Origin of the sequence: Hymenobacter sp. 5516J-16 (assembly GCF_022919335.1) — a bacterium.
In the GTDB taxonomy this organism is placed as follows: domain Bacteria; phylum Bacteroidota; class Bacteroidia; order Cytophagales; family Hymenobacteraceae; genus Hymenobacter; species Hymenobacter sublimis.
The window spans coordinates 1,916,062-1,927,687 of record NZ_CP095058.1; the positions used below are offsets into that span (position 1 = coordinate 1,916,062).

Annotated in this window: 15 protein-coding genes and 1 tRNA gene; 5 read left to right on the top strand and 11 right to left on the bottom strand. The window is 59.0% G+C overall.

Annotated elements, in window-relative coordinates; genetic code table 11:
* Positions 1–99: 99 nt before the first annotated feature.
* Positions 100–819, bottom strand: a complete 720-nt coding sequence (locus MUN84_RS09420) for a DUF2652 domain-containing protein (protein WP_244697738.1) — start codon at positions 817–819, stop codon at positions 100–102.
* Between the two features lie 129 nt (positions 820–948).
* Here MUN84_RS09420 and MUN84_RS09425 point away from each other — a divergent pair.
* Positions 949–1,020 (top strand) — tRNA-Arg (locus MUN84_RS09425).
* A gap of 113 nt (positions 1,021–1,133) precedes the next feature.
* On the opposite strand, the gene MUN84_RS09430 is transcribed toward MUN84_RS09425, so the two are convergent.
* Complete coding sequence (locus MUN84_RS09430) at positions 1,134–1,832, bottom strand: response regulator (protein ID WP_244697740.1); 699 nt, start codon at positions 1,830–1,832, stop codon at positions 1,134–1,136.
* Positions 1,833–2,299: 467 nt separating this feature from the next.
* On the opposite strand from MUN84_RS09430, the gene MUN84_RS09435 reads away from it, so the two are divergent.
* Both MUN84_RS09435 and MUN84_RS09440 read left to right on the top strand, forming a co-directional pair.
* A complete protein-coding gene (locus tag MUN84_RS09435) occupies positions 2,300–2,656 on the top strand; it encodes an STAS domain-containing protein (protein ID WP_244697741.1) in 357 nt (118 codons plus the stop codon).
* 176 nt (positions 2,657–2,832) lie between these two features.
* A complete protein-coding gene (locus MUN84_RS09440) occupies positions 2,833–4,320 on the top strand; it encodes a nicotinate phosphoribosyltransferase (RefSeq protein ID WP_244697742.1) in 1,488 nt (495 codons plus the stop codon).
* A 180-nt stretch (positions 4,321–4,500) separates the two neighbouring features.
* Here MUN84_RS09440 and MUN84_RS09445 read toward each other — a convergent pair whose 3' ends face one another.
* Complete coding sequence (locus MUN84_RS09445; RefSeq protein ID WP_244697748.1) at positions 4,501–4,953, bottom strand: DUF4240 domain-containing protein; 453 nt, start codon at positions 4,951–4,953, stop codon at positions 4,501–4,503.
* 203 nt (positions 4,954–5,156) lie between these two features.
* Between MUN84_RS09445 and MUN84_RS09450 the strand changes: the two genes are divergently transcribed.
* Both MUN84_RS09450 and MUN84_RS09455 read left to right on the top strand, forming a co-directional pair.
* A complete protein-coding gene (locus MUN84_RS09450; RefSeq protein WP_244697750.1) occupies positions 5,157–5,372 on the top strand; it encodes a heavy-metal-associated domain-containing protein in 216 nt (71 codons plus the stop codon).
* 112 nt (positions 5,373–5,484) lie between these two features.
* Positions 5,485–5,826: a hypothetical protein gene (locus MUN84_RS09455; RefSeq protein WP_244697752.1), complete on the top strand. Its 342-nt coding sequence runs from the start codon at positions 5,485–5,487 to the stop codon at positions 5,824–5,826.
* A 106-nt stretch (positions 5,827–5,932) separates the two neighbouring features.
* Here the strand turns inward: MUN84_RS09455 and MUN84_RS09460 are convergent, their stop codons facing one another.
* From MUN84_RS09460 to MUN84_RS09495, 8 genes are all read right to left on the bottom strand, one after another.
* Positions 5,933–6,199, bottom strand: coding sequence for a hypothetical protein (locus MUN84_RS09460; protein ID WP_244697754.1), 267 nt, complete (start codon positions 6,197–6,199; stop codon positions 5,933–5,935).
* 62 nt (positions 6,200–6,261) lie between these two features.
* A complete protein-coding gene (locus MUN84_RS09465) occupies positions 6,262–6,906 on the bottom strand; it encodes an AIR synthase-related protein (RefSeq protein ID WP_244697755.1) in 645 nt (214 codons plus the stop codon).
* Positions 6,903–7,370, bottom strand: a complete 468-nt coding sequence (locus MUN84_RS09470; RefSeq protein ID WP_244697757.1) for an AIR synthase related protein — start codon at positions 7,368–7,370, stop codon at positions 6,903–6,905. Before MUN84_RS09470 ends, MUN84_RS09465 begins: the two co-directional genes overlap by 4 nt.
* A gap of 129 nt (positions 7,371–7,499) precedes the next feature.
* Positions 7,500–9,008, bottom strand: a complete 1,509-nt coding sequence (gene purF, locus MUN84_RS09475) for an amidophosphoribosyltransferase (RefSeq protein ID WP_244697759.1) — start codon at positions 9,006–9,008, stop codon at positions 7,500–7,502.
* A 72-nt stretch (positions 9,009–9,080) separates the two neighbouring features.
* Positions 9,081–9,260 (bottom strand): hypothetical protein, encoded by a 180-nt coding sequence (locus tag MUN84_RS09480; RefSeq protein WP_244697761.1) that lies wholly within the window; start codon positions 9,258–9,260, stop codon positions 9,081–9,083.
* Positions 9,248–9,775, bottom strand: coding sequence for a phosphoribosylglycinamide formyltransferase (gene purN / locus MUN84_RS09485; protein WP_244697763.1), 528 nt, complete (start codon positions 9,773–9,775; stop codon positions 9,248–9,250). Before purN ends, MUN84_RS09480 begins: the two co-directional genes overlap by 13 nt.
* A 44-nt stretch (positions 9,776–9,819) precedes the next feature.
* Positions 9,820–11,160 (bottom strand): phosphoribosylamine--glycine ligase, encoded by a 1,341-nt coding sequence (gene purD / locus MUN84_RS09490; protein WP_317239161.1) that lies wholly within the window; start codon positions 11,158–11,160, stop codon positions 9,820–9,822.
* Positions 11,153–11,617, bottom strand: coding sequence for a DUF6985 domain-containing protein (locus MUN84_RS09495; protein WP_244697767.1), 465 nt, complete (start codon positions 11,615–11,617; stop codon positions 11,153–11,155). Before MUN84_RS09495 ends, purD begins: the two co-directional genes overlap by 8 nt.
* Positions 11,618–11,626: the final 9 nt, after the last annotated feature.

An 11,626-nucleotide genomic window follows, 5' to 3' on the forward strand; every position in this document is an offset into this window, starting at 1 on the left:
GCACGGCAGTGGCGCCCTCCATCCAGCGCGGCCGCAACCGGAAATTGGTAATGAGCCGCACGGCGTAGGGAGCGGGCACGCGCAGGGCCCGGCGCACTTTCAGGGCGCAGCCCGGCCCAACGGCACGTCATCGTCTATTTCCGGGCTGTTGAGCAGCAGCCGCAGGGGCGAGAGACTGGCGTAGTGGTAGGGCGTTTCGCCGAGGTACTCGTAGTAAGTAGCGCCGGGCAGCAGCCGCGTCCAGGAAAACGCCTGCCTCAGCGCGGCCGGGTCCTGGGTAGCTAGGTAGCCCTCCGAGAGCAGAATGTATTCGGAGCCCGTAATGTTATTCTTGAGCAAGCGGTGCACCACAATTACGTCGCGGCCCATGAGCTTGGTATACTCCCGAATCCGGGCTACGCTCACGCGGCCGTAGTGCACTACAATTTTCAACGTGAGGGCCAGCTCGTGCAGGGCCGCTGCCAGCTCCGAGCCCGTGTCGCGGGCTACAATGCGCAGGTAGTTCTGAAAATCGAGGTAGATGCGGCGGCACTGCCGTACCAGTTCAGCTACCGGCGGCGGTGGCCCCAGCCGATAAAACAGTACCGCATCGCCCTGAATTTCGTTTACCTGTAGGTTTAGGGTGTTGGCTTCGATGAGAATTTCCAACAGATCGGCTACCAGAAACGGAGCCTGTACACTTCCTGACTCCTCAATAAAGCGCGTAAAGCCGCTGATATCCGGAATCAGCAGCAAGGCAGGCTGCTGCTTGTCGGCTCCGGAGCGCGGCAACTCGCCGGCGGCCCGGCGGTCAGCGCGCAAGTCGTCCAATAAACCCATGAAGCCAGGAGGGAAGTAAGGGTGAGGGAGGCGAAGATACGCAACGGGCCCGCCCAGGGACGCGGCGCCCGCCAAGTAGTTTTGCGAGGCCGCCGCTTTCCGCGTAGCTTTGTAAGAAGGGGTGCCCCTGGCTGCGTAGTTCAACGGATAGAATAGGCGTTTCCTAAACGCTTGATATGGGTTCGATTCCCGTCGCGGCTACGTTGGAGTGGTGAACTAGTGAGGTGTGAAATAGTGAGTTTGACGTTCTACCTGCGCAAGTGGCGCCAGCGGAACGTCAAACTCACCAGTTCACCACCTCACTAGTTCACCACTCACTCTATCAGGCCGTGCATCATGGCGTAGCGGATGAGGGCAGCCGTGTTTTTGGCCTGGGTTTTTTCGATGATGTTCTGGCGGTGCGTTTCAATGGTGCGCTTGCTGGCAAAGAGCTGATCCGCTATTTCCGCGTTGGTCAGCCCTTCGGCAATCAGCTTGAGCACCTCCATTTCCCGCACCGATAGTTCTACGGGGCCGTTGCGGTGCAGCGCCATGGTAAAGGAGGGGTGCGGCTCGGCGGCCTCGCTTACCGGGGTAGCTCGTTCGGGTGCCGCCCGCTGCATCGTGCGGTTGAGCAGACTGAGGCCGATTTCGGAGCACAAAAACGGCCGGCCCGCCGCTACCGTGCGGATGCCGTGGGTGATTTCAGCGCTTTCCGCATTTTTTAGCGCGTAACCCCGCGCCCCGGCCTGCAACATCCGATGCACGTAACTCTCGTGGTCGAGCATAGACAGCACGAGCACCTGCGTTTCCGGAAAGTGAGTACGGAGGGAGTCCATGGTAACGAAGCCATCCATGACGGGCATGTTGACGTCCATCAGCACTACATCGGCCGGGGTAGTTGTCAGCAGATTTAATAGTGCCTGGCCATTGCTGGCTTCGCCTACCACCTGAATATCAGGCTCACGCGAGAGAATGGCCCGGATACCGTCCCGCAGAATGGTATGGTCATCAGCAAGCAATACACGAATCATAGAGGGGTCGATTCAAACTCAGCAGTAGAAAGGCCACGTGGCCACAGCTCGCCAATAGTACGGAATAACTACTGTGAAGGCTGCATGGGAGCTGCCACATCCGGGCGGAAAGCGGGCCTTTTCTCATCACTGGCCGGGTTCTTTCACCTTCTGGCCTCCCCCACCCTTTCGGGCCGGTCCTACCATTTTGCGTTGGCCGTATTGCCTTGGAGGCTAGCTAGTATTGCTGCCGAGGCGGCACCGGGCTCGGCCCGCACGTGCCTGGCCCGGGCTTCCCGCCGCATGGGTACTCCGCGCCGCCGTATTCAGTAGAATCACTTATCTATAAATCAGTGTTTTACACCTACTTTATCGAATATAGTACCCGTATATTGTAGTACGTTTCCTTACCTAGAGCCCAGGGCTTAGAAGTTGTGCGGAAGACGCTGTGACGTATTTGGTTTCACCTGTGCTACCCCTTTCTTACTATGGAAGTCTACCGTGAAATTCTTCCTGAGAGCTACCTGCTCATCCTCACCGATGATAGCCAGCCCACGGCGCGGGCCCAACTCTCGTACGCCCTGCGCCGGGCCATTCGGAGCGGTAAGCCCAGCATCTGGATTGATTGTAGCCACCTGCGTAACCTTTCCTTTTCTACGCTGCGGCTGCTGGTGCGCTACTACCAGCGCCTGCGCGAGCGGCAGATTCCGTTAGTGCTGTGCCACCTCGGCGACTCAGCCCACCAGTTGCTGGCCCGCCTGCCTACCTCCAGCTGCCCGCCCGTAGTTCCCTCCTTGCTCGATGCCGAGCGGTACTGCCGGAGCCAGCACGTGCTTGTGCACTAGTTCTTGGCCTTCACGCAGACACGGTGGCTGGTAACTTCCCGATAGTCAGAAGCTTTCGAATGAACCGCTAATGGTACCCGGGCAGTACTGTACGGGCGGAATACAGGTAGAAGCGGCGGGGCCATCGATGGAATGAAATATTCTGCGTAAGCTGCGGCATCTCAACCGTTGCCCGCATGAATTCTGCTCCGCTTTCCGGCCTCTACGCTCCCTCCCTAAGCCTGCTCACCGACCTTTACCAGGTTACCATGGCCTACGGCTACTGGCAGCAGGGCATGCAGGACCGCGAGGCTGTATTTCACTTGTACTTCCGCCGGCCGCCGTTTGCGGGTGGCTACGCCGTGGGCGCGGGCCTAGCCTACGTGGTCGATTTTCTGCAGAACCTGCAGTTTTCCGAAGACGATTTGCGCTACCTCGGCAGCCTGAAAAGCGCCAAGGGCGGGGTCATGTTTCCGTCAGAATTCCTGGCCTACCTCCGCGAGCTAAAGTTCAGCTGCGACGTGGATGCTGTTGCGGAAGGCACTGTGGTGTTTGCCAATGAGCCCCTAATTCGGGTGCAGGGTCCGCTATTGCAGGCTCAACTGGTGGAAACGGCCCTCCTGACACTCGTCAACTTCCAAACGCTGATTGCCACCAAGGCTTCGCGCATTCGAGAGGCGGCCGGCTCCGACACGGTGCTGGAATTTGGGTTGCGCCGGGCCCAGGGCTTTGATGGCGGCTTGAGCGCCAGCCGCGCCGCCTACCTCGGCGGAGTTGATGCAACTTCTAACGTGCTGGCCGGACAGCGCTTCGGCATTCCGGTAAAGGGTACCCACGCCCACAGTTGGGTAATGGCGTTTGAGCAGGAGCAAGAAGCTTTTGCCGCCTACGCCCAGGCCTTCCCCGATGATTCCGTTTTTCTGGTGGACACCTACGACACGCTGGAAGGCGTGCGCCACGCCATTAGCGTAGCCCGGGAGCTGCGCGCCAAGGGCCACGAACTGGGCGGCATCCGCCTCGACTCCGGGGACTTAGCCTACCTCAGCCGCGAGGCTCGGGCTTTGCTCAATGAAGCAGGGTTCGAGAATGTGCGCATCGTGGCCAGCAATGACCTGGAAGAAAATCTTATCACCAGCCTCAAGCAGCAAGGGGCCAAAATTGATACCTGGGGCATTGGCACGCAGCTAGTAACGGCCTACGACCAGCCGGCCCTAGGAGGAGTGTATAAAATGGCTGCCCTGCGCAAGCCAGATGATTCGGGCTGGGACTTTACTATCAAGCTCTCGGAGCAACTAGCGAAAACCAGCATTCCGGGCATTTTGCAGGTACGCCGCTACGAAAGCGAAAAAGGTCAGCCCCGCGCCGACATGCTCTACAACGTAGCTGAGCCCCTGCCCGACCAGCTCACCCTTGTCGACCCCTTGGACGCTACCCGCCGCCGCCCCGTGCGCCCCGATGCGACCTACCGGGAACTGCTGGAGCCTATTTTCCGCCGCGGCCAGCTGGTGCACCAATTGCCCACGTTGCAAGAAAGCCGCGCCCGCGCCCACCGGGAGGTGCTAGCCCTTGACCCCAGCATCCGCCGCTTCCTGAACCCGCACACCTACCCCGTCGGCCTGGAGGAAACCCTGAACACCTTCCGCACCAACTTGATTCTGGAGAAACGGCCCCAACGGCCCGCGTAGTGGCTTACTCACGTGAGCGAACAGCTCTTCTGAGCTCAGAACAGAAGCTTATAGTCCCGACTTGAAGGAGCCATTCTCTGCCCTCGCAGCAACCAACTACTTATTACAAAGCGCCGAACTTCTTCCAGAGGCGGGGTAGCATTTTGGGTAGCTGGTTTTCCGTCCAGTCTTCGCCGGTGGTTACGGAGTCGGCGTAATCCAGGCCGCGGGTGAGGGCCACGGCCCGGGGAAGGTGTCGTCTTCCTCCTGCTTGCCGGTGCGGCGGGCGTAGGCCAGGCCGGCCACGTAGAGCAGGGCCTCAAACTCCTGATATGGGTCGTGAAGTAAGGGAGCCAGGGAATCGGGGTTGCGCAGGGCTTCTGTGAATACGGTTTCGCCCTGCCCAACCAGCCAGCACCGGAAGTACAGATACGGGTCCTCGGAAACGTAGCCGTCAATGATTTTCTGGGCGGCCATGATGAGGAAGGTATCGGCCTCCAACACGTGTTGGCGCAGCAGGCATTCAAACTCTACTATCTGTTCGGGCGAGTAGCTTTCCAAGCGGCTTATCAGGGCCTGCTGGTGGCGCTCCTGGTCACCCAGCGCAGCTTCCCTGGTCGAATCAATGATTTGCCAAAACTCGTTCTTATCCATTGCCATGTGCTGTTACCCTCGTTGACTACGCCCGGTTTTCGAACCGGCCCGAGACATCAAAACTATATACGGCCGCCGCGAAAGTCTATACCTGCTGGCCCGCTGCCGCCACTACTTTTGGAAGTGCTTTGTTATACTAGCACTTCCGGCCTCGCCGCTAGCTATTTGCGTAGCTGTTTCATTGTTCTAACCATCCCTGCCATATGACTACTCTTCGGTTCAAAACCAGCATTAATTGCGCTAACTGCCTGCGCGCCGTCACGCCCTTCCTCGATGCAGAAGCCAGCGTAGAAAAGTGGAGTGTTGACACCAATAACCCCGATAAAATCCTGACGGTGGAAGGTGCAAACCCCATTCCGGAACTGGTTATGAAGTCAGTGTCGCAGGCCGGATTTGATATTGAGCCGCTCGCCGCGTAGCTTTTTGCCGGGCTCCTGATGGCCGACTTTTTACGAATGGTCGGGCTTCAGCAGCTTTGGGCCAGCCCCTTCCTAACTTGGCCGGCTCCTTGCCCACCTTGCGCCCATGCCTATGCGTTTTACCTTTCTGCTGATGCTGGCCTCTTGGGTGGGGTTCAGCAGCTGCCAACCGGCTCAGCCTGTAACAGCTACTCCTGCTCAGGCCAGCGAAACGGCCACTACTCCAGCAGCTGGAGCTTCTACTGAAGCCGCCGCCCGCGCCGCCGTGGCCCGTTTTGTGCAGCAGCAGCCCAACGCGGCCCTGTACCAGTTAGATTCGGCCCGCGCCCTGGAGGTAGAAAACCACTGGCAAGTTCTGGTTCCCCGCACCGACTGGGCGGGCCGGATGCCGAACAAAGCGGCCTTCGAGGTAGATAAGCAAACTGGGGTCGTTACCGTCTTGGCCGTAAAATAGCTTAGACTGACAAGGTCAGTCGCTTTTTCTACAGGCAATGACTTCCTTTATCGGCGGTGCCCCACAGAAAAAGCCCGCGGATTTACCGGCGAGGCTTTCGGTGAGTTTATTCCTTGTATTCCAACTGATCTTGTTGCATGCGCTGCGTCAGGAAGTCATGCCAGGTTTTATAGAGCTCGGTGTAGGGCCATTTCTCACTTCTTTCCGGCCGGCCAGCCCAGGTGAGGTGCACCAGTGCGTACTCATGCTCGGCGTTAAGCAGGCGAAACAGCACATCATCACTGGCCGCGCTCCGGCCAACGGCTACGGCCGCAACGGCATGCAGCGAGTGGCACGGCACTAGCTCCCGGCGCAATTCCGCTTCTACAGCCACTTGGCTCGCTTCCGGCAACGCAAACCAAGGCTCCAACCACTGCTGCTCCATCTGGTCCGTGCTTATGCTTCGTAGCGCAACTCGCCAGCACCCACGTTTAGCCGAATACCGGGCTCCGGCGTAATGCGGCCGGCAACCTGCGCATCGTAGCCCTGGCTGCGGAGGCTGGCGGCTACGGCTTCGGCCTGGGCTTCGTCGGTGACGAGGAGCATGCCGTTACCCATGTTCCAGTAGAGGTAGGCGTCGGCAGGGGTGATGCCGGCTAGCTCCGTGAGTTTCTGCATGGCGGGCAGGGGCCCGAAGAGGTTGGTCAGCTCAGCACCGACGCCGTTTTTAAGCACCCGCTTGAAGTTATCAGCAATGCCGCCGCCCGTGATGTGGGCCGCGGCGTAGAGCGGCAGGCCCGCATCCAGCACCCGCGCCACGCCGGGCGAGTAGATCAGGGAAGGCGCAAGCAGCACCTCGCCCCAGGTGTGGCCAGCGCTGCCGTGGGGGGTAGCGTCCGGGCCGTCGTACGGGGCCGAATGCCAGTTTTCGCCGAACAGATTTTGGAGGGTGCGGCGGGCCAAGGAGAAGCCGTTGGAGCGGAAGCTCGGCGAACGAAGCGCTACTACCGCTTGGCCGGCTTGCACGCCCGCGCCGCTCAAGGGGCGCTCCAGGCTAGGGTGCAGACTACCGATGGCCGTGGAGCACCAGTTAAAGTTCATGCGGGCACCCGCCCAGCCCCGATGCGGTTGCCCAATTCAGCAATTTCACCACCCGTAATGGCAACTTCGGCAAAGTTGCAGGCGTCGTGCAGGCCGCGCATCAGCTCGTCAATCACCTCGTAATCGAGGGTATTCACGTCGATGATGTTGCTGAGGTTGGTGGGTACGAAGCCGCCCACGATAAGGTCATCGGCCGTCATGGCTACTAGGTCGTAGCCGAGCGTATCGAATTTCCCTACCCGCTCCGCTACCTCAATCTTCGTCCCGATACCGTCGGAACTGATGCCCAAGCGGGCGTTGCCGAAGCGAATTTCGTTGGCAAAGCCGCCGTCCAGGTCCTGGGCTGCCTCCCCAGGCTTGCCGGCCCGGTTCGGAAAGGTTTTCTTAGACCAGGCGTAGGCGTTGCGGGAGCATTCGTTGCCGAGGTCGATGTCGTAACCGGCGGGTTTCTGGGAGGAGGACATAGGTAGAAAGAAGCTAGAAGCTAGAAGTTAGGAGCTAGGAGGAAAGTGAAGAAGCTAGAGGTGCAACAGATGCAGGTTCAGCAAGCCACTAGAACGAATTCTAGCTTCTGACTACTAGCTTCCAACTTACTAATGCTCGGTGGGCTCGGGGGCTTTGGCACTTACGGAGGGTGTAGAATCGGTGCCTTGCTTTTTGTCGGAGCGGTGGCTTTGGCGCTCCTCCTGAATGTGGCGCAGGTACTTGGTCACGTCGCCGGTGGGGTAGTGGCCGGTGAAGCAGGCAAAGCAGTTGCCGCCGTGGCCCTTCTCCTCCGAGAACAGCTCCTGCAAGTCCTCAATCGACTGATAGATAACCTTATCGGCCTCAATGTAGCGGCAGATTTCCTCCTCCGTGTAGTTGGCGGCAATCAGCTCGGTGCTCATGGCCATATCAATGCCATAGATGCAGGGCGAGACGATGGGCGGGGCACTGCTGATGAAGTACACCTCCGTGGCCCCCGCCTCGCGCAGGATGCGCACGATGCGCCGCGAGGTAGTGCCGCGCACAATGCTGTCATCGACCACGGCAATCTTCTTGCCTTCCACGAACTCCCGGATAGGGTTGAGCTTTTTCTTGACGATGTCCTCGCGGCCGGCTTGGCTGCTTACAATGAAGGAGCGGCCCATGTGGTTGTTTTTCACCAAGGCCCGGCGGTAAGGCACCCCAATGGCCTCGGCCAGGCCGGACGCTGAGAAGTAGCCTGACGAAGGCACGTCAATCACCATATCCGGCTGAATACCTGATTCGATGACCTTACGGGCCAGCATCTTACCCAGCCGCACCCGCTCCCGGGCCACTAGGCGGCCGTGAATGGTGGAATCTTCCCGCGCGAAGTAGATGTGCTCGAACACGCAGAACGCCTTGGGCTGGGCATAGGGGTTTTTATAGTGAACCTTAAAATCCTTGTCGATAAACACTGCCTGGCCGGGTCCTACGTTCTTGATAAACTCAAACCCGAGGTAGTCAAAACAGGTGCTTTCGGAGGCAAAGGCATAGATTGGGCCTTTCTCCGTCTGGCGGCAACCCAGCACCAGGGGCCGGATGGCCAGGGGGTCGTTGAAGGCCAGCAGGCCGTGCCCGGCAATGACAGTAATGGTAGCGTAGGCGCCCTTCACTAGCTCCTGGGTGGTTTCCACGGCGTCGAAGATGTCGATAACCGAGAGGTTGTCGAGGTTTTTCAGCCGCAGCTCCGAGGCGAAGGTGTACATGATCAGCTCCAGGTCGTTGCTGGTTTTGGGCAACACGTGGTACTTCTCGTGCAGGCGCTTGGCAGCCTGCCGAAAGTTGATGACGTTGCCGTTGTGCACCATGGCCAGCCCGAAGGGGTAGCTGGTGGTGAACGGCTGGGCTAGCTCGGCATCGTTGGAGCCCTGAGTGGTGTAGCGGGCGTGGCCGATGCCGATGTTGCCCTTCAGCTTCTTGAGTTGCTTAGGACGGAACACGTCGGCAATCAGGCCGTTGCCTTTGCAGAGGTGGAAGTTGTCGTCGAAGGTGGCTATGCCGGCCGCATCCTGGCCGCGGTGCTGAAGCGCCGTCAACCCAAATACGATGTCGTGGGCGACGTCATCGGGGCCGTAAAAACCTACAATTCCGCACATGTCGGTAGTGTGTTATCAGTTGCCAGGTGGTAGCTGGATTCCGGGGTGGGTGGTGATGTTCAACGAATAGCCTCACCCCGGCATCTTCGGCAGAAGAACCGGACGAGAATGGCACCAGAGGCTCGGGGTAGGAGGTGAAACGGCAGCCGTTTCGGAGGCAGAAATGGATAGCTCGCCTTGCATGAGGCGGGCTAGGGTATTGGCGTACAGCAGGTGCTCCACGGCCAGGCCGCGGCGCTCTACTTCGCCCAAGGTGTCAGCCCGCGCAAATCCACGGGGTGCTGGGCTAGAATGGGGCCGGTGTCCAGCCCCTCATCAACCAGATGCACCGTGATTTTGGTTTCCGGCAGCTGATTTTCAAAGGCCCACTCGTAGGCGTGCAAGCCCTGGTGCTGGTGCGTATCGGCGGGATGAATGTTAAGAATGCGCCCGGCAAACGCCCGAATAAACGTAGGCGACAGAATGCGCATGTAACCAGCCAGCACCACGTAATCGGGCTGATAGTAGTTCAGGATTTCTACTACCTCGGCATCGTACTCCGCACGCTTGCGGCCCTGGCTGCTGAGGCTGGCGGTAGGGCAGCCCAGCCCAGCAGCCGTTTCCAGGCCAGGGGCATCGGGCTTGTTGCTGAACACCACGGCTACCTCAGCCAAGCCCTGCAACACGCCGTTTTGCACGGCCTGCACCAAGGCTACCATGTTGGAGCCCCGACCGGAGAGAAGAATGGCGAGGCGTTTGGCCTCCCCTCCTGCCCCCTTCTCACGCAAAGAGGAGCTGGGGTGTGAGGCATCCGGATGTCCTGTGTTTTTCTTCACCGCACTGCGCTAAAAATACCGATTGGTTCGGGCCGCTGGCCGATATCGGTACGGATGTAGACATCCTGAAATTTAACTCTTTCCACTTCTCTATACACGTGATTCACAGCATCTTCCAGCTCCTCGCCGTGCCCCACCAGCACCATTACCCGGCCGCCGCTGGTCACAAGCTCACCCTCAGCAGTACGCTTGGTAGCACCATGGAATGCGAGGACGCTGGGGTGCAGTTCCTCGAGGCCGGTAATGGGAAAACCCGTCGGGAATTGGGCTGCCGGGTAGCCGCCCGAGGCCAGCACTACGCCCACGTAGTAGCCGCGGCGTTGGCGCACCACCGTTTGCTGGAGCTTGCCATCCAAGGTAGCTTCAATGAGTTCGAGCAGGCTGCTTTCCAGGGCCGGCAGCAGTACTTCGGCTTCCGGGTCGCCGAGGCGCACGTTGTATTCCAGCAGCTTCGGACCCTGGGGCGTGAGCATGATGCCGAAGTATAGGAAGCCTTTGAAGTCAAACTGCTCGTTTTGCAGCCCGCGCAACGTGGGGTCCACGATACTGGTGCGGATGGCGGCCAGGATGTTGTCGTCGCAGAACGGGACGGGGCAATAGGCACCCATGCCGCCGGTGTTGGGGCCCTGGTCGCCGGCCAGCAGCTGCTTGTGGTCCTGAGACGGGGCCAGCAGGCGGATGCGGTTGCCGTCCGTCACGCCAATAATGCTGATTTCTGGGCCGTTCAGTTTTTCCTCCAGAAGGAAGCTAAACCAGCCGGTGTGCTGCTGTTGCAAGTCGTCGAGGGCCGCGTGGGCTTCTTCTACTGAAGAGCACACGTACACGCCTTTACCGGCCGCCAGCCCGTCGTATTTCACCACTACCTGCCCATCCAGCTCGGTAGCTTTGGCGCGGGCTTCGGCTAGCTTGTCGCTGCGGTACTGCCACGATAAGGCCGTGGCTACCCCATGCCGCCGCATAAAGTCCTTGCTCCACACCTTGGAGCTTTCCAGCGTGGCCCCGGCCCGGCTGGGACCAAACACCCGAATGTCAGTACCGGCGAAGTAATCCGTCACGCCGGCAGCCAGCGGCGCCTCGGGCCCTACCACAATCAGCTTTACCCCGTGGGCTTCGCAGAAGCGTTGAATGGCGGGAAAGTCGGTGGCGCTGAGGTCGGGGTGGCTGTTAGGAATACCGCCGTTGCCGGGCAGTACGTGCACGGTAGCCCCGTCGCGGGTCAGTTTCCACGCCATAGCATGTTCGCGGGCCCCACCACCGAGGAGTACTATGGTTTTATTGCTGGTGCTCAAAGTTGTGTAATTGGTTAGGTAGTAGATGTATTGCTTGACCTTAATCAAGAGAAAAGGCTTCTGATCCGTCTCCTACTTCCTCAATTTGCCAGTTACGAAACCGTATTCCCATTCCGTGCTCTTCCTCGAATTCACACCTAAACTCAAGGCCAAAATGACCTGCTTCAAGTTCGAAGGGAAGATGAATTGCCATTAGTTGGTAGAATTGGCGTAGAGCGGCAGCATCGTCTGCGACTGGAAGGCTATACGACTCACCATATTCACTTAATGCCTTGACAAGTAGCTGATAGTATTTGAACGCAGCATTAGCAATTGTGCCTTCTAGACTCGGTAGCTTCTGCAGCAATTCGTTTACAACCACTTCAGCAGCTTTTGCCTCCTCTAAAGTAGTATCTACCCCAAAGCACAACCGGACTGGTTCTGTTGCTTGCAGAAGATTTAGGGAGACTTCAGCCACCAAATCGTCAAACTCATCCGTTCGTACTGTATCCTTCCAGTTACTCATACAAGAATC

Bases quoted from the DNA above. Each gene is read 5' to 3' on its own strand.
- MUN84_RS09440 (WP_244697742.1), top strand. From the start codon at position 2,833: ATGAATTCTGCTCCGCTTTCCGGCCTCTACGCTCCCTCCCTAAGCCTG.
- MUN84_RS09450 (WP_244697750.1), top strand. From the start codon at position 5,157: ATGACTACTCTTCGGTTCAAAACCAGCATTAATTGCGCTAACTGCCTG.
- MUN84_RS09420 (WP_244697738.1), bottom strand. From the start codon at position 819: ATGGGTTTATTGGACGACTTGCGCGCTGACCGCCGGGCCGCCGGCGAG.
- MUN84_RS09445 (WP_244697748.1), bottom strand. From the start codon at position 4,953: ATGGATAAGAACGAGTTTTGGCAAATCATTGATTCGACCAGGGAAGCT.
- MUN84_RS09430 (WP_244697740.1), bottom strand. From the start codon at position 1,832: ATGATTCGTGTATTGCTTGCTGATGACCATACCATTCTGCGGGACGGT.
- MUN84_RS09470 (WP_244697757.1), bottom strand. From the start codon at position 7,370: ATGTCCTCCTCCCAGAAACCCGCCGGTTACGACATCGACCTCGGCAAC.
- MUN84_RS09465 (WP_244697755.1), bottom strand. From the start codon at position 6,906: ATGAACTTTAACTGGTGCTCCACGGCCATCGGTAGTCTGCACCCTAGC.
- MUN84_RS09495 (WP_244697767.1), bottom strand. From the start codon at position 11,617: ATGAGTAACTGGAAGGATACAGTACGAACGGATGAGTTTGACGATTTG.
- purF (WP_244697759.1), bottom strand. From the start codon at position 9,008: ATGTGCGGAATTGTAGGTTTTTACGGCCCCGATGACGTCGCCCACGAC.
- MUN84_RS09435 (WP_244697741.1), top strand. From the start codon at position 2,300: ATGGAAGTCTACCGTGAAATTCTTCCTGAGAGCTACCTGCTCATCCTC.
- MUN84_RS09455 (WP_244697752.1), top strand. From the start codon at position 5,485: ATGCGTTTTACCTTTCTGCTGATGCTGGCCTCTTGGGTGGGGTTCAGC.